Origin of the sequence: Sphingomonas floccifaciens (genome assembly GCF_042681125.1) — a bacterium.
GTDB classification, from domain to species: domain Bacteria; phylum Pseudomonadota; class Alphaproteobacteria; order Sphingomonadales; family Sphingomonadaceae; genus Sphingomonas; species Sphingomonas floccifaciens.
The window spans coordinates 350,305-376,988 of the sequence record NZ_JBHUFC010000001.1 but is presented as its reverse complement, the minus strand read 5'-3'; the positions used below and the strand labels follow the sequence as shown (position 1 = coordinate 376,988).

Here is a 26,684-nt window from a genome sequence, read left to right as displayed (position 1 = left end):
CGCTCTCGGTGAGACACCTCCCCTCTCCCAAACCCTCTCCCCAGCGGGGAGAGGGCTCAAGGTAAGAACATGCTCCACTTCGAACTCGTCACGCCCGAAAAGCTCGTCCGCGCGGACGACGTGTACATGGTCGTCGTTCCCGGCACCGAAGGCGACTTCGGCGTGCTCGAAGGCCATGCACCCTTCATGTCGACCATCCGCGACGGCGAACTGGCGATCTACAAGACGCAGAACGGCACGCCCGAGACGATCCGCATCGAAGGCGGGTTCGCCGAAGTGAACGGCGTCGGGCTGGTCGTGCTGGCGGAGAACGTCGCGGCGTAAGCTGCACCGTCCTTCCGAAGACTTCATCGCGCCGGGCTTGGCCTGGTATCTAGAGCCGCAGGCTCGGATACCAGGTCGGGTCCGGCGCTTTGCTTTCGGTGCTGCACCTTCGCTTCCCCCGTGCTCTCGCGCAGGCGGGAGCCTAGGGTGACTGGTGGCATCGCTACGGGCTTTCAAGACCCGCCTGCGCGATAGAATGTCCGACCCTAGCTCAGGTCAGTCCAAAGCCCGTCGCGGCAAAGCCGCGCCGTTGGTCGGGGCTTTCGGCCCCGCCGGCCGGGCCGGCGCTTGTCGGCGCGACTTGTCGCGACCTGCGCCGGCCTTGGTTAGCGAATTATCAAACCTTGCCGCCTACGCCTTTGCCTGAATGAACATGCGACATCCGCATGCGAGGGGTTCGATGAGCGCTTTCGGTCGACGCAATGGAATGACGGGAGGGCCGGGTGTTCGCCCGGCATTCGGCGTGGCGAAGCCGATGCAGGGCGGAGCCGCGCGTCCTCCCGCCGAGCCCGAGGGCGGCGACCAGTTTCCGCCGATCGCGGCCGCCCCCCTGCCCGGTTCGGCCGCGGAGATGGAGCTGAACGCGGGCAACGCCGCCGCTCTGGCCGCACCCGGCGCCGACGCGATGACGCGGCTAGCCGAGCGCGTCGCGGCGACCGGCGATGCGGCCAGCAGCCGGTCCGAGGGCTTCGAAACCTCCATCCACCGTATCAAGGAACAGGTGCTCCCCCGCCTGCTCGAACGCGTCGACCCGGAAGCCGCCGCGACGCTGAGCAAGGACGAACTGGCCGAGGAATTCAGGCCCATCATCGGCGAGGTTCTCGCCGAGCTGAAGCTGACGCTCAACCGCCGCGAGCAGTTCGCGCTGGAGAAGGTGCTGGTCGACGAGCTGCTCGGCCTGGGTCCGTTGGAAGAACTGATCGCCGACCCCGCGATCAGCGACATCATGGTCAACGGTCCGGAACAGACCTTCGTCGAACGCAAGGGCAAGCTGGAACTCGCCAACATCCAGTTCCGCGACGAGGATCACCTGTTCCAGATCGCGCAGCGCATCTGCAACTCGGTCGGCCGCCGCGTCGACCAGACGACCCCGCTCGCCGACGCCCGCCTGAAGGACGGCAGCCGCGTCAACGTCATCGTGCCGCCGCTCAGCCTCAAGGGCACGGCGATCTCGATCCGTAAATTCTCCGACAAGCCGATCACGCTCGACATGATGGCCGGCTTCGGCAGCATGTCGCAGAAGATGGCGACCGCACTGAAGATTGCGGGCGCGTGCCGGTTCAACGTCGTCATCTCGGGCGGTACGGGCTCGGGCAAGACGACGATGCTCAACGCCCTGTCGAAGATGATCGACCCGGGCGAGCGCGTGTTGACGATCGAAGACGCGGCCGAACTCCGCCTGCAGCAGCCGCACTGGCTGCCGCTCGAAACCCGCCCGCCGAACCTGGAAGGGCAAGGCGAGATCACAATCCGCGATCTCGTGAAGAACGCACTGCGTATGCGCCCGGACCGCATCATCCTGGGCGAAATTCGTGGGTCGGAATGTTTCGACCTGCTCGCCGCGATGAACACCGGTCACGACGGGTCGATGTGTACGCTCCACTCCAACTCCCCGCGTGAGTGCCTAGGGCGTATGGAGAACATGGTCATGATGGGCGACATCAAGATCCCGAAGGAAGCCATCAGCCGCCAGATCGCCGATTCGGTCGACATGATCGTCCAGGTAAAACGCCTGCGCGATGGCAGCCGCCGCGTGACCAACATCACCGAGGTGATCGGCATGGAGGGCCCGGTGATCGTCACGCAGGAGCTGTTCAAGTTCGAATATCTCGACGAAAGCGCCGACGGGAAGATCATCGGCGAATATCGCTCGATGGGCCTTCGCCCCTATACGCTCGACAAGGCGCGGCAGTTCGGGTTCGATCAGGCTTATCTGGAGGCGTGTCTCTGAGCGGTTTGCAGGGTCGGAGGTTCACACTCGTTACACGTCTCTGACGCGTCGACCGTTCACACCTTCCAAACCGACCGTCATCCCCGCGAAGGCGGCATCTCTTCTACATTCCCACCGGTGCTCCCGCGCAGGCGGGAGCCCAGAGTCACGAGCGACGCAGCTCGTTGTATTGCTTGGCCTTGGGTTCCCGCCTGCGCGGGAACACGGGTGGGTTTCAGTTATGTGCAGAGAGTTTGGCTAAGGGCTCCCCTTCGCGGGAATGACGGGCATTTTCTTCAGGTTCCTGTTCAACGGCCGCCATTGTTTCGCCGCGCAAACCCGCTAACAGCGCAGGCGTAAATGCGCGCCCTCCCGATCGCCGTCCTCGCCCTGGCCCTTGCCCTGCCCGCCACCGCGCGGCAGCCGGTGACGACCGCGCCGGCCAGCTTGTCGCCCGCCCCGACCCTATCCGCCGATAGCGAAACGCGCTGGGTGTCCTTCGACCTGACGCCGGGCAACCAGATCGTCTTTCGCATGACGGTCAACGGCCGCGCGGCGACCGCCATCCTCGATACCGGGGTCAATTTCACGCTTGCGTCGTCAGGCTTTGCCGCTGGGCTCGGGTTGAAGCCGACCGCGACCGGCCAGGCCGCGGCGATCGGCGGCGCCTTGCCGATTTCCTGGGCGCCGGTCGAGACGATCGACGTCGGCGGACTGTCGCGTCACGGCGGTCGAATCGGGGTCGCCGACCTGACCGCACTCGCGACCGGCACCGCACAGCCGGTCGATGTGGTGCTGGGCGCCGACCTGCTCGCCGCGCACGCGCTCGACATCGATTTCGACAACCGTCGCTTCCGCCTGCTGCCAAGCGGCCGGATGCCGTTCCGCGGAACCAGCGTGGCGGTCATGACCGCGCCGCAGTCGGGCACGTTCCTAGTCGACGCCACGGTCGGCACCGCGCGCGTCCGGCCACTGCTGCTCGACACCGGCGACGGGTCGACACTGACGCTCGCCCGCGAGGCGTGGTCGACCACGCGGCTGCCCGATGCCGGCCTGACGTCGGCCTATGCGGTGGGTCTCGCCGGGCCGATCGAAACCGACCTCGTCGTCCTGCCGCGGGTGCGGCTGGGTGCGACCCCGGCCCGCAATGTCGAGGTCCGCATCGAACCCCTGCGCGGCTATTCGACGCTGACCGGGACCGCCGGGCGGATCGGCAACGGCTTCCTGCAACGCTACCGCGTGCTGCTCGATCCCAAGGCGCGACGGATGATCCTGAGCCCCGGCAAGAGCGCCGACCGGATGCCGCTCAAGTCTACCAGCGGACTGCTGCTGTCCTACGAAGGCAAGGCGCTGCGCGTCCTCCACGTCATGCGCGGGTCGCCCGCCGCCCGCGACGGGTGGCGCGCGGGCGACCGGATCTGCGCGATCGACGGCGCCAAGCTGCCCGACGACTATCGCACCAATCCGGTCGGGCAGTGGCCCGCCGGGACACCCGGCCGCACCGTTCGGCTGGGGCTGTGCGACGGCGGCCCCGAACGCGCGCTGACCCTCGCGGCCTTTTACTGATGTCCGCCGACGCGCGCGCGCTTCCGCCCTGGGCGGCATCGCTGCTGCTGCTTGCGATCGCGGTCGGGCTGCGCGCGGCCGATTTCGGCAATCCGATCATCCATGTCGACGAGCAATATTATCTGCTGACCGGTCAGCGGATGCTCGACGGCGCCCTGCCCTATATCGACATCTGGGACCGCAAGCCGGTCGGCCTGTTCCTGCTCTACGCCGGCGCCGCCGCGCTGCCGGGCGACGATGTGCTCGGCTATCAGCTTGTCGCGACGCTGTTCGCGGGACTGACCGCGTGCATGGTCGCCAGCGGTGCGCGAACGCTGGGGGCGAGCCGCAGCGGCGCCTTCGCAGCCGGTGTCGCCTACCTCATCTGGCTGCCGCTGCTTGGCGGGCGCGGCGGACAGGCGCCGGTGTTCTACAACCTGTTCTTGGCGTTTGCCGCACGGCTTATCCTGCGCCTGCCGACGCTTGCCGAGCGCCGGGCGACGGGTGCGATTCTCATCAACGGCCTGCTGGCCTGCCTCGCCGCCGGGCTGGCGATCCAGGTGAAGACGACCGCGGCGTTCGAGGCGGCATTCCTCGGCCTCGCGCACCTCTACTGGCTCGCCCGCACCCGCGTCGGTGTCGCGACCCTTGTGGGGGCGGCCCTGCTGTGGCTCGCGGTTGGGCTGGCGCCGACGGCGGGCGTGATAGTCGCCTATCGATCGATGGGAGCGGCGGCTTTCGACGCTTGGTGGTTCGCCAACGTCCAGTCGATCTTCCTGCGCCCCGGTTACCCGCCCGGCGAGATCGCGATGCGATTGCTTGGCATCGTCGCGCAACTGTCGCCGCTGCTGCTGTGTGCCGCGATCGCATGGCGGCGGCGCAAGGTCCGGCTGATCGGTGAGCGGGCGCTGGCCTTTGCCTGGCTGGGTTCGGCGGTGGTCGGCTTCGTCGCGATCGGCACCTTCTTCGATCACTATGCCCTGCCGCTGCTGCCGCCGCTGACGATGATCGCGGGGATCGCGCTCGGCCGTATTCCGCGCGTGCTGGTCGGCACGCTGCTGCTCGGCCTGTTGCTGCTGATCGTGGAGCGCACCTTCATCGCCGACGACGCCGCCGGCGCCCGCCGCGTGGCGCAGGTCGTCGCGCAGAACAGCCGCGGCGGCTGCCCCTATGTCTTCATCGGTGACACCGCGACATATTCGCTATCGGGCGCCTGCCTGCCGACGTCGCGCGCCTTTCCCAACTTCCTCGCCTATACGACCGAAGCCGACGCGAGCGGGATCGACGAGGTGGCGGAGATGCGTCGTATCCTGCGCACGCGTCCGCCGGTGATCGTCGCCTCCACCCGCAAGCTCGCGATCTGGAATCCGCAGACCGTCGCGGTGCTGCAACCCGCGCTGGCGGCCGACTACCGCCCGATCCTGAGCGTCCCGCGCACTAATTACCGTACCGTCGTCTTCCTGCGCCGCGACCTCCCCGTCATCCGCTGAGCGCCAGCGCCGCCAGCATCACGCCGCCGAACAGGGCGGCGAACTGCACCGTCGTCCAGTCGACCGCCCCGACACGGTCGAGATCGATGCGGCGTCCGCGCCGCCAGGATGCAACCCCGCTTGCCACCGCCAGAATGGCACAGGCCGCCACGCCGCCCCATAACCGCACTTGCATCGCCCCGCCGTCCCCCTAGACTTCCTGAAAATCGAATTGGGAGATGTGCCTTGCGTCCGATGCCCGCAACCCTTGGCCTCGCGGCGGTCGCGCTGGCGGTCACCAGCGTCGCGACCGGCCAGCCGGCCAGCCTGCGCAGCGAGATCGCCCGCGCCGTCGCAGGCACGACCCGCACTCCGGCCAATGTCGCGCGCGATCGCTATCGCCACCCGACCGAGACGCTGACCTTCTTCGGCGTGAAGCCGACCGACACGGTCGTCGAACTGATTCCCGGCGGCGGCTGGTATACCGAGATCCTGGCGCCCTATGTCGCGCAGCGCGGCACCTATTATGCCGCCGGCGGCATGGCCAAGGGTCTGGACGGCGTGAAGAAGCTCCAGGCCGCCAATCCCGCCGTCTATAACAAGGTCAAGCTCGCCGCTTTCCCCGCCGGTGCGGGCGAGCCGACCGTGCCTGCGGGCAGCGCCGATGTCGTGCTGACCTTCCGCAACGTGCACAATCTGCGCTTCGCGGGCGTCGACCGCACCAAGGCCGCCTTCGCCGAGATGTTCCGCATGCTGAAGCCCGGCGGCACGCTGGGGATCGTCGAACACCGCCTGCCCGAAAACCGCGACTCCGCGGCGGAGGAAAAGAGCGGCTATATGAAAACGTCGAGCGTCATCGCCTTCGCCGAGAAGGCCGGGTTCAAGCTGGCCGGCACGTCAGAGGTGAACGCGAACCCCAAGGACACGGCCGACTGGCCGGAGGGCGTGTGGACCCTGCCCCCGACCTATCGCCTGAAGGACGTCGATCGCGAGAAATATGCCGCGATCGGTGAGAGCGACCGCATGACGCTGAAGTTCGTGAAGCCGCGGCGGTAGGAGATTCCTCCCCGAGCTTGTCTCGGGCAGGGGGACCATCGCGCCAGCGATGGTGGAGGGGCACGGCCACCGCCACCGATCGTCTCGCAAGCCCCTCCACCGGCTTCGCCGGTCCCCCTCCCCCAGACAAGCTGGGGGAGGAATTTCTAGGACCTAGCGTTACAGCTTCGCCACCTTGTCCTGCAGCTTGGCCAATTCCGCCTTCAGCGCCGCGATCTCATCGTCCTTGCTGGCCGTGGCCGGCGCGTAGGTCGATGCCGCGCTCCCCGCATCCGGCGCACCCGGCTTGAACGCCGTCGCCGCGGCCTCCAGCATCGCCATGTTGCGCTTGGCGATCTCGGCGAATGGGGAATGCGCGAAGGCCCCCTCCACTGCCGACTTGAACTGCTCCTGATTGCGGCGGAAGCCTTCCATCGACGCTTCCAGATAACCCGGCACCATCGCCTGCATGCTGTCGCCGTACAGCGCGATCAACTGGCGCAGGAAGGGGACCGGCAGCATCGTCTGCCCGCGCGCTTCCTCTTCCATGATGATCTGAGTCAGGACATTGTGCGTGATGTCCTCCTCGGTCTTCGCATCGACGACCTTGAAGTCACGCCCCTCGCGCGTCATCGCCGCCAGATGGTCGAGCGTGATGTAGGACGAGGATTCGGTGTTGTAGAGGCGGCGGTTCGCGTATTTCTTGATGATGACCGGCCCGGTCCCCGCGGCAGTCTTCTTCATGGCTTACGGTGCCCCTCTCACAGATGCGGATATGATTGTGATGACTGACGGCGTATCACCGATCGATGCCGCACCGCAACACGCGCCGCGCCCCTTCCCCCTGTTCCTGTCCATGCTGCGCAGCGAAACTGCACAAAATCGGGACAGGCAGGCGGCCGCTCTGAAGGGACTGGCCCGCTATCAGGCGGCGTCACGCCTGCCCCGCCCCGCCCCCATGCCGGCCATCGCCACAGCCGGCCGCGCCTCGTTGCGCGACTATGGCGGCACCGGCCGGCCGGTGGTGTTCGTGCCCTCGCTGATCAATCCGCCCTTCGTCCTCGATCTCGCCCCCGACCAGTCGCTGCTGCGCTGGCTGGCGAGCGAGGGCCTGCGCCCGCTGCTGGTCGACTGGGGCGAGCCCACGCCGGCCGACCGCAACGAAGACGTGACCGCGCATATCGAGCGGCGGCTGCTGCCGATGCTGGCGGCACTCGACGAGCCCCCGATACTGGTCGGCTACTGCCTTGGCGGGACGATCGCGCTTGCCGCCGCCCGCGCGGCCGGCGCCCATGCTGTCGGCCTGATCGCCGCACCCTGGCACTTCGCCGGCTTTCCACAAAAGGCACGTGCCGACATCGCGGCACTGTGGGACGCCGCCCGCCCGACCTGCGAAGCGCTGGGCATCGTTCCGATGGAGGTGCTCCAGTCCGGCTTCTGGAAACTCGACCCCGGCCGCACGATTGCGAAGTACGAGGCGCTGGCGGAAGCCGACGAGACCACCCTCGCCCGCTTCGTCGCGCTGGAGGACTGGGCCAATGCCGGCGCGCCGCTGACGCTCGCCGCGGGACGCCAGATGTTCGAGGATTTCTTCGCCGCCGACGCCCCCGGCTCCGGGCACTGGCGGGTCGCGGGCGAGCACGTCGATCCGGCCGCGCTGTCCTGCCCGATCGCCGACTTCGTATCCCTCACCGATCGCATCGTCCCCGCCACCACCAGCGTCGGTGTCGGTACGCGGCACGATGTCGGTGCGGGGCATGTCGGAATGATCGTCGGCAGCCGCGCGCGCGCATTGTTATGGGAGCCGCTGGCGGACTGGCTAAAGACCGTCGCGCTCGCTAGATAGCGCTCACATCGTTCTGCGAGAGGATACCCATGACCGACATCGTCATCGCCGCCGCCAAGCGCACGCCCGTGGGCAGCTTCCTGGGTGCCTTCGCCGCGACGCCCGCGCACGAGCTCGGCCGCATCGCGATCGAGGCGGCGCTGGAGCAGGCCGGCGTGAAGGGCGAGGAGGTGGACGAGGTCATCCTGGGTCAGGTGCTGACCGCCGGCCAGGGCCAGAACCCCGCCCGCCAGGCATCGATGGCCGCCGGCGTGCCGAAGGAAGTGCCGGCCTGGGGCGTCAACCAGGTCTGCGGCTCGGGCCTCCGCGCGGTTGCGCTCGCATTTCAGGCAGTTGCCAATGGTGACGCGAAGATCGTGGTCGCGGGCGGCCAAGAATCGATGTCGATGTCGGCCCACGCCCAGTCGCTGCGCCCCGGCACGAAGATGGGCGACGTGTCCCTCGTCGACACAATGATCAAGGACGGCCTGACCGACGTCTTCAACGGCTATCACATGGGCATCACCGCCGAGAACCTGGCCGAGCAGTATCAGATCGCCCGCGGCGAGCAGGACGAATTCGCCGTCCGTTCTCAGAACCTCGCCGAGCAGGCGCGCGAAGCCGGCCGCTTCAAGGACGAGATCGCGCCTGTGACGATCAAGGGCCGCAAGGGCGACACCGTGGTCGAGAACGACGAATATATCCGCGCCGGCGCGACCGTCGATGGCGTGTCGGGCCTGCGCCCCGCCTTCAAGAAGGACGGCACCGTGACCGCCGCCAACGCCAGCGGCATCAACGACGGCGCGGCAGCCCTGGTCGTCATGTCCGCCGACGAAGCCAAGGCCCGAGGCATCACCCCGCTCGCCCGCATCAAGAGCTGGGCGTCGGCCGGCGTCGATCCGTCGGTCATGGGCATCGGCCCCGTCCCCGCCAGCAAGAAGGCGCTGGAAAAGGCCGGCTGGACCGTTGGCGACCTGGACCTGATCGAAGCCAACGAAGCCTTCGCCGCCCAGGCGTTGGCAGTCGGCAAGGAAATGGGCTGGACCGACGACAAGCTGAACGTCAATGGCGGCGCCATCGCCATCGGCCACCCCATCGGCGCCAGCGGCGCCCGCGTCCTGACGACGCTGATCTACGAGATGAGCAAGCGCGACGCGAAGAAGGGCCTGGCGACTCTGTGCATCGGCGGCGGCATGGGCATCGCGATGTGTGTGGAGCGGGATTGAGGGAGAACGATAGGCCGTCCGAACGGGGCGACCTTGTCAACGCCATTTCAGCCAAACGCGAACCGGACGATGGTCAGCAATGCTGATACGCACTGTAACAATCTGTCACATTGTTGCAACAGCAGCTGAGAAAGGCGCGTTAAACCGAATGGTTACAAAAAATCGGGTTGCGAGGGTCCACTGATTTCCTGTCTCTTACATGAACGGAACTTCCGTTCGACATAAGGGGCAACTTGATGAACATCTCCCGCCTGATGGGTGCGACCGCGCTCGCCGGCTCTCTCTTCCTGGCACCCTCAGCCTGGGGTCAGGCAGCGCCGAACACGACGTCGCCCACGACGCCACCGCAAACTCAAGCTACGCCCACGACCACCGAACAAGAGTCGCTGGCTGCCAGTGCGGATGGTGAGCAGAGCAACGACGGCACTGTCGTCGTCACCGGTTCGCGCATCCGACGCCCGGAAACCGATGGCATCCTGCCCGGCGTGCAGGTGACCGCACAGTCGATCGAAACCCGCGGTTTCACCAACGCACTCGAAGCGCTGAACGACATTCCTCTGGTCGGTCCGGGCGCGAGCCCGCTGAGCGGCAACAACGGTGGTCAGACCGCCAGCTTGGGCGCCGCCTTTGTCGACCTGCTAGACCTGGGCACCGCGCGTACGCTGACGCTGGTCAACGGCCGTCGCTTCGTGTCGGGCAATGCCGCATCACTGTTCGTCGCAGGTAACGAGACCGGCAGTCAGGTCGACATCAACGTCATCCCGGCCGCGCTGATCGACCGCGTCGACGTCGTGACCGTCGGCGGCGCCGCCGCCTACGGCGCGGACGCTGTCGCGGGCGTTGTGAACTACATCCTCAAGGACAATTACCAGGGTATCCAGTTCCGCGGCCTCGCAGGCATTTCGGAGCGTGGCGACGCCGGGCAATATCAGTTGAGCTGGCTCGCCGGCCAGAATTTTGCAGACGGACGCGGCAACATCACCGGCTCGTTCGAATATGTCCGCAACGAAGGCCTCCAGGCGACGTCGCGCGACTTCCGCAACGTGCGCCCGGGCAGCTACACCAACCCGTTCAACGGCGGTGTGCGGAACCCGAACTTCACGGGCCGCGATATCATCGACACCAGTTCGACCGGCGCGAACAACGGCGCGTTCCTGAACGCGGCAACCGATGGCCAGCCTTCGATCCTGTTCGGCCTGGGCCTAGTCACCCAGACGCTGAGCAATCCGGGAACCATCATCCCGGTTCAGAGCAGCACCTTCTACACGCCCTACACCCCGATCACATCGGGCTCCGGTGCCACACTTCGAACATCGAATTTCATTACTTTCGCCAACGGCCTCGCACCAGTTGGCTTCGCTCTGCCGGCTCGCACGGCAACGAATGGCGCCACGACGATCTCGTCGCTGAACAACGGCTTCTTCAGCTACAGCGGTGCGCAGATCATCAAAGGTACGCCGGGCTCGGACGTCTCCGTCGGCTTGCTCAACGGTAACGGGTTGAATGGTGCGAATACGCAAGCTGCCAATGTTCCGTTCACGACATTCGCACCGACTGCTCTGCCAAGCAACGTGACGGCGGCTCAGGTGCTCGCGGCTTATGGCGTCACGGCACCGACCGGGGCGACGACAGCCCAGCAGTCGACACTAGCGATCAACCTTCTCCAGGCAAACCGCTTCACTGCGCGTGAATTCCTGGCAGCGAACCCCAACACCAATCTGAATTATTTCATCGGCACGTTCGACCCGGCAGTCCCGCGGATTGCCAATACCGACACGTCGCTGGTGTCGGTCCGTGTCAACGGCGCCAACGTCCAGGTTCCGGTCAATCAGGTTCTGCCGTTCGTGGCCGTCCCGCTGGAGTTCAGCGACGATGGTTCTATTCGGCAGTTCACCTTCTCCGGCCCGGTCAGCGGCAACGATCCGATCACTGTCGGTTCGGCACGCGGCGGCAACGGCGGCTTCCGTCGTAGTCTGGAAAACACCGTGTTGCGTACGCAGCAAGACCGCTACGTCGCGAACATGAGCGCCAAGTTCGACGTCACGAACAACGTGACCGCGTTCACCGAGGCAACCTATGCAAAGGTGTTGAACCTGTCGCTCGGCAACATCTCGGGCGCGCAGAACTTCATCACGAATTCGCAGGAGAACGCAGCGCTCCTGGTAAATTACAACAATCCTTATCTCGACGCGCAGGATCGCGCCGCGCTTACAGCCGTCGGGATCAACCCGTCTAATACGGCGAATCAGGGCAACTTCCTGATTACGCGTCAGAATCAGGACATCTTCGGTCCGAACCCCTATACCAACCGTCAGGAAACCTTCCGCGCCGTCGGTGGCGTTCGCGCAAACTTTGATGTGTTCGGCAAGAGCTGGAACGCCGAAGTCTCGGGCACCTACGGTCGCTCGGTTCAGAACACGCGGTCGGACGGTATCGCCGACGTCGAGTACCAGTTGGCACTCGACGCGGTCGACCAGGGTCTAGCCACCACTGGTGTCGCCAATGGCAACATCGTCTGCCGCGCCAAGCTGTTCCCGGGTCAATATCTCGGCCGCACGCCGGTTGGTACTTCGGCAAACATCACGCGCGTTATCGGTTCGGACGGACTGCCGACCGAAACGATCATTACGCCGACGATCACGCAGAACATGATCGACAGTTGCCAGCCGCTCAATCCGTTCGGCTACAACCAGATGTCGGACGCTTCGAAGGCTTACGTCCTCAGCCCGTCGCTGTTCCGCAACGTCGCCGAGCAGATCTACGTGAACGGCAACTTTGGCGGTGCCCTCTTCAACCTCCCGGCTGGTGCCCTGCAGTTCAACGCGAACGGCGAATATCGTCGCGAGTCGCTGACCTTCACGACCAACGAACTGAACGTCCTCGGCCGTTCACGGTCAGCCCCGTCTGCTAATACCGACGCGTATACCGAAACCTATGAATTCGGTGGCGAGTTGGCTATTCCGCTGACGGGTCCGGACTTCGCGTCGTTCCTCGGCCGCCTGGAATTCAACCCGGCGATCCGCGTGTCGAAGCAGAGCGGGCAGGCGGCTTCGTTCCGCAACCTGCAGGGCCAAGTCGTGACGCCGGAAGCAAAGGGCAAGTTCAGCACGATCTGGACACTTGGCGGTACGTGGAAACCGATCCAGGATATTCAGTTCCGCGGCAACTACACCCGTTCGCTGCGTCAGCCGTCGATCGTTGAGCTGTTCCTTGGCGGTCAGCCGACCTTCCAGGCAGTGACCGACCTGTGCGGTCCGTCGAACATCGATACCGGCGTCGTGCCGACCACGCGTCGTGCAAACTGCGTCGCCGCTGCGATTGCCAACGGCAACGCGACGGATGCGGCGAGTGCAGCGACGTTCCTGGCGAACTTCGTTCCACAGGGTGGCAGTCTTCAGGGTACGTTCTCGGGCTCGCCAACGCTTGCTCCGGAACGCGGCAAGGGCTGGACTGTCGGTGCGGCGCTGACTCCGCGCTGGATTCCAGGCCTGACGCTGTCGGCGGACTACATCAACGTTCGCCTCGATGATCGTATCGTCACAGCGGGCATCGCCAACTTCCTGCAGGCATGTTTCGACAGCCCCACCTTCCCGGATTCGACGGCCCAGATCGGTGTCAATGGCTGCTCGCGCTTCGCGCGCGGCTCGGACTTCCAAATCCAGAACGGTGTCCAGGCAGGCTTCCTCAATCTGGGTGCGATCGAGGTTGAGGGTGTAAACATTACCGGTAACTATGCCTTCGACGTGTTCGGCGGTCGCTTCACCCTGCGAGGCAACGCCTTCCACCAAATCAAGTACGACGAATCGGCGTCGGGCACCTTCAACGGAGACCGCGTCCAGACGGCTGGTACATTCAACCGCGCCAAGTGGCGGACCCAGCTTTCGGGACGTTACGAGATCGACAAGGTCTACGGCCAGGTGACGTGGAACATGCGTTCGCCGACTCGCATCTTCGTCAGCGGCATCCCTGCGACGATCGAAAACTACCCGTACAGCCGCTATCCGGCGCTGCACAATGTCGACCTTGCGCTCGGCATCGACGTGAACCAGCAGTTCCGCATGCAGTTTAACGTGGCGAACGTTCTCGACCAGACGGCTGCGGGCGACCTCGGCTATCGCTTCGCCGACTATCTCGACCAGATCGGACGCCGGTTCCAGGTCTCGGTCACCAGTCGGTTCTAAGCGGATAACGACCTGAGAACTTAACAAGGGCCACTCTCCGGAGTGGCCCTTTTTTTACGTCCACACCCTATCGAACCGGTCGCCCAGCCCCGTCAGCAGCTCATACTGGCTCATCCCGCTCGCCGCGGCCGCAGTCGGCAACGCGTAAGTGAACGTCAGCCATGCGCCTTCCGACAGGCTCGGTGCGACGGCTAGGTCGACCGCCACCAGATCCATCGACACCCGTCCGATGACCGGCAAGCTCTCGCCCGCAGGGCCATGCGCGACGCCGCGGTCGGAGAAGCCGCGCCAATAGCCGTCGGCATAGCCCAGATTGACGATCGCAACGTCGGCATCGGCCGCGGCGGTCCAGGTCGCGTTGTACCCAACCGCTTCACCGGCACGGACCGTCCGGCGCTGGAGGATCTGCGCCTCGATGCCGACGACCGAGCGGATCACGCCGGCCAGTTCGGCACGCGGCACGCCGCCGTATAGCGCGAGTCCGGGCCGGGTCAGGTCGAAGGCGTAGTCCGTCCCCAGCGCAATGCCGGCCGAGTTGGCCAGGCTCATGCGCCGGGCGGAGGTCCGACCGGGCAAGTCCGCGAACGCCGCCTGCTGACGGGCGTTCAGCGGATGATCCTCGTCCGCGCAGGCGAGGTGGCTCATCAGCGTGTCGATCGCCAGTCCGTCGAGCAACCCGCTCGCCACGTCGTGCGGCGACAGCCCCAGCCGGTTCATGCCGGTGTCGACCATCACGTCGCACAGCCCCCCGCCCAGGTCGCGCCAGCGCCGGACCTGATCGGGCGTATTGAGCACCGGCCGGACGCCGGGCAGGCCAACCAGCGGCGCATCCTCGTCGCGGACACCGTGGAGCACCGACACGCGCGCCGGACCGACGTCGCCCAGCGCTCGCGCTTCGCCCCAGGTCGCGACGAACAGATCGCGGCAGCCTGCCGCCACCAGCCGTTGCGCAACCTCGCGCGCGCCCAGGCCATAGCCATTCGCCTTCACCGCGGCCCCGCACGCCGCGCGACCGCTCATCCGGGCGAGCGTGCGCCAATTGACGACCAGCGCGTCACCGTCGATCCGCAGGCGATTGGGGGCGGTCCAGTCCATGCCCAGCGGCTAGGCCGATTGGCCCGCGCTCGCAACCGCCCGCCGGTCAGTCCTTGATCAGGTCGCTTTCCTTGATGAAGAACATCATTACCAGCAACGCCACCGCGACCACGCCCCAAGTGTACCAGAGCCCGGCATAGGGGTCACCCGACCGCGCGACGATATATTGGCTGATGAACGGCAGGAAGCCGCCGAAATAGCCCGTGCCCAGATGATAGGGGATCGACATCGACGAATAGCGGATGCGCGGCGGGAACATCTCGCTCAGCACCGCCGCGACCGGGCCGTATGTCATGCCCGACAGCAGCGCGAGGCCGAGGATGCCGACCAAAATCAGCACGATCTCGCGTCCCGACGGCGTCACCTTGTCGAGGTTGTAGCCCGCCTTCTCCAGCGCCGCGTCGAGCGCAGCGGGGCTGACGTCATTCTGCGGCATGCCGCCGATCGAGACGGCGACCGACCCGGCCTGCGCCTTCGTATAGGACACGCCCTTCTTCGACAGATAGTCGAGCACCTGCCCGCAGGCATCCTTCTGCTTGGCGGCGAACGGATCATAGGCGCAGTGCGGCCCCGCGACGATCACCGGCGCGCGATCGGCGGCACGCGACAGCTCCGGATTGGCGGCATGGCCGATCAGCCAGAACAGCGGGAACAGCAGGACGAGCGTCAGCGCATAGCCGACGACGATCGGCAGCTTGCGCCCGACCCGGTCGCTCAGCTTACCGAACAGGATGAAGAAGCCGAGTCCCCCCAGCGCCCCTGCCCCGACCAGCAATTGCGCGGGCGTCTCAGCGACCCGCATCGGGCCTTGCAGGAACGACAGCACGCTGAACAACGCGGTGTACCAGATGACGGTCAGGCCCGCGGCGATGCCCATCAGCGCGACGAACAAACGGCGGCCGTTGCCGGGATAGGTGAAGCTTTCGACGAAGGGATTGCGTGCGGTCTGGCCGGCCGCCTTCATCGCCTTGAATACCGGACTCTCGCTCAGCTTCAGCCGCATCCACAGCGACACCGCGAGCAGGGCGATGGAGAACAGGAACGGCACCCGCCAGCCCCAGGCGGTCCAGGTGTCCGCCGGCATCGACGCCTTGGCCAGCAGCACGACGGCCAGGCTGAGGATGAAGCCGCCCGCCACGCTCGCCTGGATGAAGCTGGTGTAATAGCCGCGCTTGCCCGCGGTCGCATGTTCGGCGACGTAGATCGCTGCGCCGCCATATTCTCCGCCGAGCGCGAGCCCCTGCGCCACGCGCATCAGCAGGATCATCGCCGGCGCCCACACGCCGATCGCAGCATAGGTCGGGACCAGGCCGATGCCCGCAGTCGCTATGCCCATCAGCGTGATCGTGACGAGGAAGGTGTATTTGCGCCCCAGCCGATCGCCGAGGAACCCGAACAGCACCGCCCCTAGCGGCCGGAACGCGAAGCCGACCGCAAAGGTGCCCCAGGCGAGCAACGTCGCCAGCAGCTCGTTACCTTGCGGAAAGAAGCTGCGCTGGAGGATGCCCGAGGTGGTCAGCGTCCCCCAGATGAAGAAGTCATACCATTCGAAGATGGTGCCGAGCGAGGATGCGGAGATGACGAGCCGGATATCCTTGCTCGACGGCTGCGCAGCCAATGCGGTGTCTTCGGCCATTCCATCCCCCAAAGTCGTTGCGGGAGGTTTAGCGGATCGGCGGGGGGCGGCAAGCGCCTCTCGACAAGCAGCCTGCACACGCATTCCGTTCGTGCTGAGCTTGTCGAAGCACCGTTCTGCGATACGCCCGCGATGACTTTGCGGCACGAAGAACGGTGCTTCGACAAGCTCAGCACGAACGGACGTGTGTCCTTTTGTGAATTATCCGAACCGCAGCGGCGAATATTTCTCGGCGTCGATATCCGCCACCGACGCATCCGGCGTCCGCCCCAGCAACAGCGCCGCCGCGACGCGGCCTGCCGCGGGCGCGGTCTGGATGCCGAACCCGCCCTGGCCAGCGCACCAGAAGAAGCCCTCGACCGCGCGATCGAAGCCGTAGACCGGCAGCCGGTCGGGCGCGAAGGTGCGCAAGCCCGCCCATTTGCGCTCGACCGCCCGGATGCGCCAGTCGACCGCGCCCTCCAGCCGGTCGATGGCAATCGCGACGTCCAGTTCCTCGGGCGCGGCATCGCACGGGTCGGTCGGCGTCTCGTCGCTGGGCGAGAGCCACAATTTGCCACCCGCTTCGGGCTTGAAATAGAATTGCGTGCCGATGTGCGCGACATGGACCATGTCGTCGGGGACCGGCGGGTCGGTGCGCAACTGGACGAGGGTACGGCGATAGGGCTGGATGCCGAGCGGCTTCGCGCCGACGCGTTCCGCCACCGGATCGGCCCAGGCACCCGCGGCGTCGACCAGGATACCGGCGGTCACCGTCCCCGCAGCGGTTTCGATCCGCCAGTCCCCGCCCTCGCGCGTCGCGGTCCGGAAGGCGGCGTTCAGCCACAGTTCGCCACCGGCGCGCTTGAACCGACCGAGCGCCTCGCCGTGCAGCCCGCCGACGTCGATATAGGCGCAGCTCGGCTCCAGGATGCCGAGTGTCCAGTCGTCGCGCAGGCCCGGGACGTGATCGTGCGGATCGACCCGCGTCAGTTCGACGCCGCTGCCCTCGAACTCGGCGAGGAACGCGTCGATCTTCGCCGCCTCGTCGGCGCGTCCGATATGGAGCGACCCGAGCGGCGCGAGATAGGGGGCGATCGCCTCGCCCGACGCGCTGGTCAGTGGCTGGACATAGGGGCCGCCATAGGTTTCGGACCAGAATGCCGCCGAACGCCCGGTCGAGTGATAGCCCGCGGCGTCCTCACCCTCCAGGATCACGACCGACGCATGGGGCGCGACTTCGGCGGCAAGGGAGGCGCCGGCGATGCCGCCGCCGATGATGGCGATGTCGAAACGCTTGGTCATGCGCGCTTCCCTGCACGCGCATCGAGGAAGGCGTCAATCTCGGCGAGCGCGCGCAGCCGCACCGGATCGACCTCGCGCAGGATTTCATGCGCCGACTCCGCCCCGAAGCGGACCACCCGCGCGTCGGGCAGGCGGCGAGCAACGGCGATGGCGGTATGCGGATCGACAAGCCGATCCGCCTCCGCCACCAGCATCAATACCGGCGTCGCGACCTGCGCCAACTTGGCCGACGCGCTGAGCGTACGGGTCGACGCAAACGCCTGCGCCAACCACCGCCAGCTCGGCGGGCCGGTCACGAGCGCCGGATCGCGCGCCTGCCACCAGAGTTCGTCGGCATAGCGGTCGTCGTCTTGGGTCAGTAGCGATTGCCGCGACCGGCGGGTGTGCGGCCGCTCATTGCCCTGCCACGCCGCGCGCGCCGGATCGCCTAGCCGCGTCATCAACCCGGCAATCCCCTCCCCCAACCGCGGCGAAACGGGTGCGCGCAGTCCGAGCATCGGCGCCACCAACACCACCGCATCCGGTGCGATGGCACGTTCGGCCAGCGCGCGCAGAATCAGGTGGCCGCCCATCGAATGCCCGACCGCGACGCGCGGCCCAGCGGCGTCCGCGGCCCAGTCGCTCCACAATGCGCGCAGATCGGCGATAAACTCGGCAAAGTCCGCGATGTGCCCGACATTCGGCGCCGGGGTCGTCCGCCCGGACCCGCCCTGCCCGCGCCAGTCGACCGCAGTGATGCTCCAGCCGCGCGCGTGCCAGTGCGCGAAACTTTCCAGATATTTCTCGATGAAATCGCCGCGCCCGCCCTGAAACAGGATCGATCCGCGCGCCGAGCCTGGGGGCGCCGGCCAATCGAAGCGCCGCAGCATCCAGCCGTCGGGCGCGCGCCACCGCGTGATCGATGCCCCCTCCGGATAGCCGCGCCGCACGCTCTCTGGTCCCGCCATCGGTCATGGTTACGATTTGGAAAGCCGGACCGTCTAGGAAATAGCGGTTTATGGGGGACTTTTTCACCATCGGGCTGCTCGGCGTGCTCGCGCTGTTCCTGCTGTCGGCAGGGATCGAGGATGTGCGCACGCGCGAGATCGCCAATTGGAAGACGGCAGCCGTCGCGCTGCTGGCGCCGATGTGGTGGTGGGCGATCGGCCTGACGCTGTGGCCCGGCGTCGCGATCCAGATCGGGGTCGCCGCAATCGTCTTCGCGCTGTTCGTCGGCGCCTTTGCGATCGGCGCGATGGGGGGCGGCGACGTCAAGCTGATCGGCGCGATCGCGCTGTGGCTGCCCCCCATGCCGCTGCTGACCATGCTGATCGTCATGTCGCTGGTCGGCGGGGCCATCACATTGACGATGCTGGCCGAATCGCGGCTGCGCGGCCGCGAGGGCGCGATCGAGGTGCCGTACGGCGTGGCGATCGCGATCGCCGCTCTGCTCGCGATTCGCGAACCGATCCTTAACCAATTTGCATGATGATTAACGGCGGAAGAACCGTCGGACCGAAAGGCGCGTGAGACGAAATGGACGGACGCAAGATATTTCTGCTGGTCGGCGCCCTGCTGGTCGCCGGCATCACCGCGTTCATGGCTCGCAGCCTGATGACCGGCGCCGGCGCACCGACCGCCGCCGCGGGCCAGCCGCAGCCGGTCGTGATCGATGGCCCCGAAGTGCTGGTCGCGACCAAGCCGCTGCCGGTCGGCACGATCATCGACCAGTCGGCGCTGAAGTTTCAGCCCTGGCCCAAGGAACTGGTCGAGAACGCCTATTATCTGAAGGCGGGCACCGACCTGAAGAACGTCGTGGGCACCGTCGTCCGCTTCGCGATCCCCGCTGGCCAGCCGGTCACGCAGGGCGCGCTGGTGAAGCCGGGCGACCGTGGGTTTCTGGCCGCCGCGCTGGGCGCAGGCATGCGCGCGGTGACGGTGCCGGTGTCGGCGCAGTCGTCGGTCGCAGGCTTCGTGTTTCCGGGCGACCGCGTCGACCTGCTGCTGACGCAGACGGTGGCGGGCGGCGGTGACGGCGCGCCGCTGCGTGCGACGGAGACGATCCTGCGCAACCTTCGCGTGCTCGCCACCGACCAGCGGACCGACAAGAATGCCGACGACCAGGGCAAGACCGTGGTCAACACCTATTCGACCGTCACGCTGGAAGTCACGCCGTCGATCGCGGAGAAGATTTCGGTCGCGCAGACCGTGGGCTCGCTGTCGCTGTCTCTGCGATCGATCGCCGACAATTCGGGTGATCTGGAAGAGGCGATCGCCAGCGGCGAACTGAACGTGCCCGATGGCTCCAATCCGAAGGCGGAAAAGGCGATGCTGGCGCGCATCGCGGCCCGCCCGACCGAGGGCAAGGGCAGCTTCTCGACCGGGGCCGACGTCTCGCGCTTCCAGCGGGCCACCGTCCCCGGTCGTCCGGCCGGCAACGCAGGCCCGCAGTTCCCGGGCGTCCCGGTGGTCACCTCCGGCGCCGCCGCTCCGGCCGCCGTCCAGGGTCCGATCGTCCGCGTGTCGCGCGGCAATTCCGTCACGATAGTCCCGGTTGGGGGGAAGAACTAACATGCGTGTGTTCAACAAGCCGATCGGCCTGCCGCTGGCATCATGCCTGGCGGTCGCCGCGATCGCCGCGACCCCGGCCAGTATCGTCGCCCAGACGGTCAGCCGCGCCGGGGGCGACGTGTTGCAGATCGCGACCAGCCGCGGGCGGCTGGTGACGCTGTCGGCGCCGATCACCGACATTTTCGTCGCGGACGACAAGATCGCCGACGTGCAGGTCCGCTCGCCGACCCAGCTCTACGTGTTCGGCAAGGCGCCGGGCGAGACGACCATCTCGGCTACAACCAAGTCCGGCCGCGTCGCCTATGCGACCACCGTTCGCGTCGGCAACAACTACGACTCGATCGGCGCGATGCTGCAACTCGCGCTGCCGGATGCGCAGATCACCGCCACGCCGATGAACGGCCTGGTGCTGCTGACCGGTGTCGTCGCCGCGCCGCAGGATGCAGCCGAGGCCGAACGGCTGGTGCAGGCCTTCGTCGGTGAACAGACCAAGGTGCTGTCACGCCTGAAGACCGCGACGCCGTTGCAGGTCAGCCTGCAGGTGAAGTTCGCCGAGGTGAGCCGCAGCTTCATCAAGAACATGGGCGTCAACTTCTCGACGGTCGACGGCACAAGCGGATTCAAGTTCGGCGGCACACAGGGACGCCTGGGCGGCGACGGTGCGACGTTTATCCCCGGTGGTCCGCTCGGCGTCGGCTTCTCCGAAGCTCCGGCCGGTGCCAGCAAGATCACGAAGGGCGCCGACGCGGCCACGTTCGGCCTCGCCGGCAAGCTGTTGGGTCTCGACGTCCTGTCGGCGATCGACATCGGCGAAACCGCAGGCCAGGTGACGACGCTCGCCAATCCGAATCTGACCGCGCTGTCGGGCGAAACCGCCAGCTTCCTGGTCGGCGGCGAAATCCCGATCATCACCCAGAGCGGGCTTGGCGCCAGCAGTGTCCAGTTCAAGGAATATGGCGTCAGCCTGACCTATACGCCGACCGTGTTGTCGGATGGCCGCATCTCGCTGCGCGTCCGGCCAGAAGTGTCGCAGCTGTCATCGGCGGGCGCGGTATCGGTCGGCGGGGTCAGCATCCCCGCCCTCACCACCCGCCGGACCGAAACGACGGTCGAGCTGGGGTCGGGCCAGAGCTTCATGATCGCCGGCCTGCTTCAGAACAGCCACGATAACTCGATCACCAAGACGCCGGGTATCGGCGACGTGCCAGTGCTGGGCGCGCTGTTCCGATCGAACGCGTTCCGCCGCAACGAAACCGAGCTGGTCATCATCATCACGCCGTATCTGGTGAAGCCGGTCAACGCGAACGACATCGTGCTGCCGACCGACGGCTATCGCGGACCGACCGATGCCGACCGCCTGTTCATGGGCACGCTGGCCAAGGGCACGTCGGGCGCGGATCGTCCCAAGCCGCAGATGGCGACGCCCAGCGCGCCGCCGCCCAGTGCCGGCGCAATGTCGCCGACGCCGGTCGCCCCCCTGCCTGCTCCCGTCGATAGCGCGGTCGAGGTGAAGGCGGTGCCGCCGGTCAAGGACAAGTCGAAAAAGGGCGCGGCACCGATGCCGGGCTTCAGCTTCAAGTGAGTGTGCGCGTGAGGGAGATGCATCGGATGTCGGGCACGTTTCGAACCCTGCTGGTGGCCTCGGCCGCCATCGCGCTCGCCGGCTGCGGGACGCGCAACACGGGCGTAGAGTCGATCCATCAGCCGGTCGTCAGCCGTGCCGACTATGCGTTCGACATCGCCGCCAGCAACGGCGGATTGTCGCGTGAGGAGGTCGACCGGCTCGCCGGCTGGATGGCGTCGCTGCGGCCCGGCTACGGCGATCGCATCTCAGTCGATGCCAACACCGGCGCCGATGGCGCGGTGCGTGAAACGGTCGCAGCCCTGGCTGCGCGCTATGGCCTGCTGGTTGCGGAAGACGCGCCCTATACCGCCGGGCAGATCGCACCGGGCACCGCCCGTGTGATCGTGTCGCGGATGCGCGCGTCGGTGCCGGGTTGCCCGGACCACAGCCGCGTGTCGGGCATCGAATATGAGAGCAACACGAACTCCAACTATGGTTGCGCGGTCAATTCGAACCTGGCGGCGATGACCGCCCGGCCGGAGGACCTCGTCCGTGGTCAGCCGGGCGCGCCTTCGTCCGATCCGGCGGCGGCGTTCAAGGCGATCGATACCTATCGCAAGGCTCCCCCCACCGGCGCCGGCGGCCTGAAGGCCGAGAGCACGGGAGGCAAGTAATGAACGCGCCCTGGAATCCCGCCCGCGCCGCAACGCGCGATCCGTTCGTAGCCTTCGTCTGCGACGAATCGACCGCCGAAGCGCTGCGTCCGATCGTCGACGAAATGGGCTGGCAGCCCGAAAAGGTGAACCGCGGCGGCTTGCGCAATGCGGTCCAGACCTTGTCGGTGTCGGCCAGCCCGAACATCCTGTTCGTCGACCTGTCCGAAAGCGGCGATCCGCTGAACGACATCAACTCTTTGGCCGAAGTCTGCGAACCCGGCACGATCGTGATCGCGGCGGGTCAGGTCAACGACGTGCGCCTGTACCGCGACCTCGTCGCCAGCGGCATCCAGGATTACCTGCTGAAGCCGCTGCATCCAGAACAGATCCGCGAGAGCCTGTCGCAGGCGCAGGCGACGCTGAACGCGCCGCGCGTGTCCGACTCGGCTTCGGTCGAGCGGCCGCATTGCGCGATCGCGGTCGTCGGTGCGCGTGGCGGCGTCGGTGCGTCGATGCTGTCGACATCGCTCGCCTGGCTGCTCAGCAACGGGTCCAGGCGGACGACCGCGCTGCTCGACCTCGACGTCCATTTCGGCACCGGCGCGCTGTCGTTGGATTTGGAGCCCGGACGCGGTCTGACCGACGCGATCGAGAACCCCAGCCGCATCGATGGCCTGTTCATCGAACGCGCGATGGTGCGGGCATCCGACATGCTCGCGGTGCTGTCGGCGGAAGCGCCGATCAATGCGCCGATCATCACCGATGGCGCCGCCTTCCATCAGTTGCAGGAGGAGATGCGCGGCGCATTCGAATGCACCGTCGTCGACCTGCCGCGATCGATGCTGGTCAATCACCCGCATTTGCTGAGCGATATCCAGATCGCGGTCGTCGTCACCGACTTCACCCTCGCGGCGGCGCGCGACACGATCCGCATCCTCAGCTGGTTCAAGTCGAACGCCCCGGCGACGCGCGTCATCCTGGTCGCCAACCGCGTCCAGCAGCCCGCGTTGCAGGAAATCAGCCGCAAGGACTTCGAAGGGTCGATCGAGCGCAAGATCGACGTCGCCATCCCGTTCGACCCCAAGGTCGCGGCACAGGCGGCGAAGCTCGGCAAGTCGCTGGCCGAAGCGGCCAAGGGCAACAAGGCGTTCGCCCCGCTGAACGATCTGGCCGCGCAGCTGGCCGCCTGTGCCGGCGACGACCCGGTCGCCGATCGCAAGGGCAAGGGGCGCAAGTCGCCGGCCGGCGGCGGCAACGGTGAATCGCTGCTCGGCAAGCTCGGTACGATCGGCGCGAAACTCGCGGCGAAGAAGAAAACGCAGTGACACCCGGCCGTCCGCTGTGGACGACCACATCGCTTACGAGAGGGTCTGGCTGACCGTGGAACCCGTGACGATCGCAATGGTCTGTGGTGGCGCGCTGACGGTGCTGATGATGGCGGCCGTCGCCCTGTCCGGCCCGTCGCCGGCGCGCGTCCAGGCGCGGCGGATGAATGCCGTCCGCGGCCGTCATAATGAAATCGCGGCCGGTGGTACGACCGAGACGCGCGCTCGCAAGATCGATACCGCCCGCGCCAGCAAGATGGACGAGACGGTCGGGCGCATCCTGCCCAACCCCGCCCTGTTGCAGAAGCGGCTGGCGATGACGGGGCGTGACTGGACGGTCGGTCAGTACGGCTCGGCGTCGCTGGGGGTGATGGCGGTGTTCGGGGTGCTGTTCCTGGTCCTCGGCATGCCGATCCTGCTTGCGCTGTTCGTCGGTGTGTTCGCAGGCCTCGGCATTCCGCACATGGTCGTCAGCAACCTCATCTCGCGGCGGGTCGCGAAGTTCACCGCGAAGTTTCCCGACGCGATCGAATTGCTGGTGCGCGGCCTGCGCTCGGGCCTGCCGATCACCGAGACGATGGGCGTCGTCGGCGCCGAAGTCGAAGGACCGGTCGGCGAGGAATTCCGCGCGGTCAGCGACAAGATGAAGATCGGCAAGACGATGGATCAGGCGCTCCAGGAAACGTCCGATCGCCTCGGCACGCCCGAATTCCAGTTCTTCGTCATCACCATCGCCATCCAGCGTGAAACCGGCGGCAACCTGGCGGAAACGCTGGCGAATCTCGCCGATGTGCTGCGCAAGCGCGGGCAGATGAAGCTGAAGATCAAGGCGATGTCATCGGAGTCGAAGGCATCCGCTTACATCATCGGCGCGCTGCCCTTCATCGTGTTCGGGCTCATTTGGTTCATCAACGGCAGCTACATGCAGAATTTCTTCGTCGACCAGCGCCTGATCCTGACCGGGCTCGGCGGACTGGTGTGGATGTCGATCGGCGCGTTCATCATGCGCCAGATGATCAACTTCGAGATCTGAAGGCAAAGGCCCCATCATGACCGCTCCCGGCACCGGCCCCACCCTTCTCGGCGTCGACGTCCTGTTCGTCGCGACCATCCTTTCGGGCGTCGCCGCCTTTGCGATGCTGATCGCCATCTATGCGGCAACCACCGTGCGCGATCCAATGACGAAGCGCGTCCGCGCGCTGAACGATCGCCGCGAACAGCTGAAGGCCGGCATTACCGCGTCGACCAGCAAGCGCCGCGCGAAGCTCGTCCAGAAGAACGAGGCGACCGACCGCATCCGCGCGCTGCTGTCGTCGATGAAGGTGCTGCAGGATTCGCAGGTCAAGGCCGCGCAGATCAAGCTGCTCCAGGCCGGCATCCGGTCGAAGGAATGGGCGGTCGCGGTCATCTTCGGCCGGCTGGTCATGCCGATCGCGCTCGGCCTGCCGGTGATGTATCTGGTCTATGGCACCGACAGCTTCGCCGACTGGTCGCCGCTGAAGGCCTATGGCCTGGTCGCGGGCACCTTCATCCTGTCGTACAAGGCGCCCGACCTTTACCTCAAGAACAAGATTTCCAAGCGTCAGCAGGCAATCCGCAAGGGGCTGCCCGATGCGCTCGACCTGCTCGTCATCTGCGCCGAGGCTGGCCTAACGGTCGACGCCGCCTTCGCCCGCGTGGCGAAGGAACTGGGCCGCGCCTATCCGGAACTGGGCGACGAATTCCAGCTGACCTCGATCGAGCTGGGCTTTCTGACCGACCGCCGCGTCGCGTTCGAGAATCTGGCGACGCGCACCGACCTCGATTCGATCAAGGGCGTCGTCACGACCATGATCCAGACCGAGAAATACGGCACCCCGCTCGCCTCGGCGCTGCGCGTGCTCTCGGCCGAATTCCGCAACGAGCGCATGATGCGCGCCGAGGAAAAGGCCGCCCGCCTGCCCGCGATCATGACGGTCCCGCTGATCCTGTTCATCCTGCCGGTCCTGTTCGTCGTCATCCTCGGCCCGGCCGCGTGCAGCATCAACGACGCGTTGTTGAGCGGCAAATAAGGGAACGCGAGGAGCCGGGCGGCCGTTGAGCCTCCATAACAGGAGGCCGGTCGTCATGCTCTTTTCCTCGCCTACCCAGTTTGCGGTCCTCGCCTTGTGCGTGCTCGCCGGTTTCATCTTCGGCCTTGCGGCGCGGTCGGGCGGGAGGGCCAAGGCTCGGCTGCGCGAGATGGAAGCGGAGCACACCGCCTATCGCCGCGATGCCGAAGCACAAATCAAGGCCGCCGAAGTCGAGCGCGATCGCATGGCACGCACCGCGCCGGTCGCGGTAGCGCCATCGGGCATCCGCGCGCAGGACGAGGCGCGGCCGGCGGGACGCTTCTGAACCTTTCGTCCGGACAAAGGAAAAGCCGCCGGTCCTGCGACCAGCGGCTTTCCCTGTTCGGCAATCGCCAGGAAGATCAGGCGAAGCTGACGACCGCGGTCTGCTTGCGGCGACGCATCGTCGCACCGATCGCGCCAAAACCGATCAGCATCATCGCCCAGGTGGCAGGCTCCGGCACCGCAGCCGCGACGCTGATACGACCTTCCGAACCGGCGGTGATGCCGATGCGCGTACCGTCACCATAGGTGAAGTTGGTCGCGTTGCTGACCGTCGTTGCCGACGTGCCCATCGCACCGAAGTTCGAAATGTCGAACGAGAAGATCGTCGAGCCGGCGTTGAAGAAGTTCAGCGTGCCCGTCGAGTTCGTCAGGTTGGTCACGTTCGCGGTGACGCCGCCCGGGAAGTTTCCGTAGTTCAAGCCGTTGCTGGCGAGCAGCACGTTGAAGTTGGACACGCCGGTGGTCGTACCGGCACCGAGTGCTTCATAGTCGAACGTGCCGGTGATCGTCGCATCGGTCGGCGCGCCCGGGACGTTCGATCCGTTGATCCCGGTATTGATGACGAAGTCGACGAGCGTCGCAGCGTTGGCTGCGGTCGACGCGAGCATGGACGTCGCGGCAAGCGCGAGAGCGATCAGTTTCTTCAAAGGAGGACTCCCCACAT

General features: G+C 66.5%; 23 protein-coding genes. 16 read left to right on the top strand and 7 right to left on the bottom strand.

The genetic code is table 11. The features are described 5' to 3' along the window. The first annotated feature begins 69 nt into the window (after positions 1–69). From ACFSC3_RS01765 to ACFSC3_RS01750, 4 genes are all read left to right on the top strand, one after another. Entirely contained in the window at positions 70–324 is a 255-nt protein-coding gene (locus ACFSC3_RS01765) for an ATP synthase F1 subunit epsilon (protein WP_380938123.1), read from the top strand. A gap of 400 nt (positions 325–724) precedes the next feature. After that, positions 725–2,275, top strand: a complete 1,551-nt coding sequence (locus tag ACFSC3_RS01760; protein ID WP_380938121.1) for a CpaF family protein — start codon at positions 725–727, stop codon at positions 2,273–2,275. Positions 2,276–2,614: 339 nt separating this feature from the next. Continuing rightward, positions 2,615–3,820 carry an aspartyl protease family protein gene (locus ACFSC3_RS01755; protein ID WP_380938119.1) on the top strand — a complete coding sequence of 402 codons (1,206 nt, stop codon included), beginning with the start codon at positions 2,615–2,617 and terminating at the stop codon, positions 3,818–3,820. Next, the gene (locus ACFSC3_RS01750) at positions 3,820–5,289 is read left to right on the top strand and encodes a hypothetical protein (protein ID WP_380938117.1); all 1,470 of its coding nucleotides are present in this window, start codon (positions 3,820–3,822) and stop codon (positions 5,287–5,289) included. Before ACFSC3_RS01755 ends, ACFSC3_RS01750 begins: the two co-directional genes overlap by 1 nt. On the opposite strand, the gene ACFSC3_RS01745 is transcribed toward ACFSC3_RS01750, so the two are convergent. Then, entirely contained in the window at positions 5,279–5,464 is a 186-nt protein-coding gene (locus ACFSC3_RS01745) for a hypothetical protein (protein WP_380938115.1), read from the bottom strand. The genes ACFSC3_RS01750 and ACFSC3_RS01745 overlap by 11 nt on opposite strands. Before the next feature lie 59 nt (positions 5,465–5,523). Here ACFSC3_RS01745 and ACFSC3_RS01740 point away from each other — a divergent pair, with 59 nt between their 5' ends. Next, positions 5,524–6,324: a class I SAM-dependent methyltransferase gene (locus ACFSC3_RS01740; RefSeq protein ID WP_380938113.1), complete on the top strand. Its 801-nt coding sequence runs from the start codon at positions 5,524–5,526 to the stop codon at positions 6,322–6,324. 159 nt (positions 6,325–6,483) lie between these two features. Here the strand turns inward: ACFSC3_RS01740 and phaR are convergent, their stop codons facing one another. Then, positions 6,484–7,047 (bottom strand): polyhydroxyalkanoate synthesis repressor PhaR, encoded by a 564-nt coding sequence (phaR, locus tag ACFSC3_RS01735; RefSeq protein ID WP_380938111.1) that lies wholly within the window; start codon positions 7,045–7,047, stop codon positions 6,484–6,486. Between the two features lie 40 nt (positions 7,048–7,087). On the opposite strand from phaR, the gene ACFSC3_RS01730 reads away from it, so the two are divergent. The 3 genes from ACFSC3_RS01730 to ACFSC3_RS01720 all read left to right on the top strand — a co-directional run bounded on the left by ACFSC3_RS01730 (position 7,088) and on the right by ACFSC3_RS01720 (position 13,535). Next, complete coding sequence (locus ACFSC3_RS01730) at positions 7,088–8,149, top strand: alpha/beta hydrolase (protein WP_380938109.1); 1,062 nt, start codon at positions 7,088–7,090, stop codon at positions 8,147–8,149. 29 nt (positions 8,150–8,178) lie between these two features. Then, positions 8,179–9,354 (top strand): acetyl-CoA C-acetyltransferase, encoded by a 1,176-nt coding sequence (locus ACFSC3_RS01725; RefSeq protein WP_380938107.1) that lies wholly within the window; start codon positions 8,179–8,181, stop codon positions 9,352–9,354. 236 nt (positions 9,355–9,590) lie between these two features. Then, the gene (locus ACFSC3_RS01720; RefSeq protein WP_380938105.1) at positions 9,591–13,535 is read left to right on the top strand and encodes a TonB-dependent receptor domain-containing protein; all 3,945 of its coding nucleotides are present in this window, start codon (positions 9,591–9,593) and stop codon (positions 13,533–13,535) included. A gap of 54 nt (positions 13,536–13,589) precedes the next feature. Here the strand turns inward: ACFSC3_RS01720 and ACFSC3_RS01715 are convergent, their stop codons facing one another. From ACFSC3_RS01715 to ACFSC3_RS01700, 4 genes are all read right to left on the bottom strand, one after another. Further along, on the bottom strand, positions 13,590–14,630 hold the full coding sequence (locus tag ACFSC3_RS01715) for an alanine racemase (RefSeq protein WP_380938103.1): 1,041 nt from the start codon (positions 14,628–14,630) through the stop codon (positions 13,590–13,592). Positions 14,631–14,676: 46 nt separating this feature from the next. After that, positions 14,677–16,266 carry an MFS transporter gene (locus tag ACFSC3_RS01710; RefSeq protein ID WP_380938101.1) on the bottom strand — a complete coding sequence of 530 codons (1,590 nt, stop codon included), beginning with the start codon at positions 16,264–16,266 and terminating at the stop codon, positions 14,677–14,679. A gap of 201 nt (positions 16,267–16,467) precedes the next feature. Next, positions 16,468–17,550, bottom strand: coding sequence for an NAD(P)/FAD-dependent oxidoreductase (locus ACFSC3_RS01705; RefSeq protein WP_380938099.1), 1,083 nt, complete (start codon positions 17,548–17,550; stop codon positions 16,468–16,470). Next, complete coding sequence (locus ACFSC3_RS01700) at positions 17,547–18,497, bottom strand: alpha/beta fold hydrolase (protein WP_380938097.1); 951 nt, start codon at positions 18,495–18,497, stop codon at positions 17,547–17,549. Before ACFSC3_RS01700 ends, ACFSC3_RS01705 begins: the two co-directional genes overlap by 4 nt. 50 nt (positions 18,498–18,547) lie before the next feature. On the opposite strand from ACFSC3_RS01700, the gene ACFSC3_RS01695 reads away from it, so the two are divergent. The 8 genes from ACFSC3_RS01695 to ACFSC3_RS01660 are packed head-to-tail and all read left to right on the top strand — an operon-like array spanning position 18,548 to position 26,021. Then, on the top strand, positions 18,548–19,018 hold the full coding sequence (locus ACFSC3_RS01695) for an A24 family peptidase (RefSeq protein WP_380938095.1): 471 nt from the start codon (positions 18,548–18,550) through the stop codon (positions 19,016–19,018). 47 nt (positions 19,019–19,065) lie between these two features. Further along, a complete protein-coding gene (gene cpaB, locus ACFSC3_RS01690; protein WP_380938093.1) occupies positions 19,066–20,100 on the top strand; it encodes a Flp pilus assembly protein CpaB in 1,035 nt (344 codons plus the stop codon). Between the two features lies 1 nt (position 20,101). Beyond that, a complete protein-coding gene (locus ACFSC3_RS01685; RefSeq protein WP_380938091.1) occupies positions 20,102–21,682 on the top strand; it encodes a type II and III secretion system protein family protein in 1,581 nt (526 codons plus the stop codon). A 26-nt stretch (positions 21,683–21,708) separates the two neighbouring features. Beyond that, on the top strand, positions 21,709–22,338 hold the full coding sequence (locus ACFSC3_RS01680) for a CpaD family pilus assembly protein (RefSeq protein ID WP_380938089.1): 630 nt from the start codon (positions 21,709–21,711) through the stop codon (positions 22,336–22,338). Next, positions 22,338–23,645: a CpaE/TadZ family protein gene (locus ACFSC3_RS01675; RefSeq protein WP_380938087.1), complete on the top strand. Its 1,308-nt coding sequence runs from the start codon at positions 22,338–22,340 to the stop codon at positions 23,643–23,645. The genes ACFSC3_RS01680 and ACFSC3_RS01675 overlap by 1 nt, the downstream gene beginning before the upstream one ends. 55 nt (positions 23,646–23,700) lie before the next feature. Continuing rightward, complete coding sequence (locus ACFSC3_RS01670) at positions 23,701–24,678, top strand: type II secretion system F family protein (protein ID WP_380938543.1); 978 nt, start codon at positions 23,701–23,703, stop codon at positions 24,676–24,678. Positions 24,679–24,694: 16 nt separating this feature from the next. Further along, on the top strand, positions 24,695–25,696 hold the full coding sequence (locus ACFSC3_RS01665) for a type II secretion system F family protein (protein WP_380938085.1): 1,002 nt from the start codon (positions 24,695–24,697) through the stop codon (positions 25,694–25,696). A 55-nt stretch (positions 25,697–25,751) separates the two neighbouring features. Further along, the gene (locus tag ACFSC3_RS01660; protein ID WP_380938083.1) at positions 25,752–26,021 is read left to right on the top strand and encodes a hypothetical protein; all 270 of its coding nucleotides are present in this window, start codon (positions 25,752–25,754) and stop codon (positions 26,019–26,021) included. A 76-nt stretch (positions 26,022–26,097) separates the two neighbouring features. Here ACFSC3_RS01660 and ACFSC3_RS01655 read toward each other — a convergent pair whose 3' ends face one another. Next, positions 26,098–26,667 (bottom strand): PEPxxWA-CTERM sorting domain-containing protein, encoded by a 570-nt coding sequence (locus ACFSC3_RS01655; protein WP_380938081.1) that lies wholly within the window; start codon positions 26,665–26,667, stop codon positions 26,098–26,100. Between the last annotated feature and the right edge of the window lie 17 nt (positions 26,668–26,684).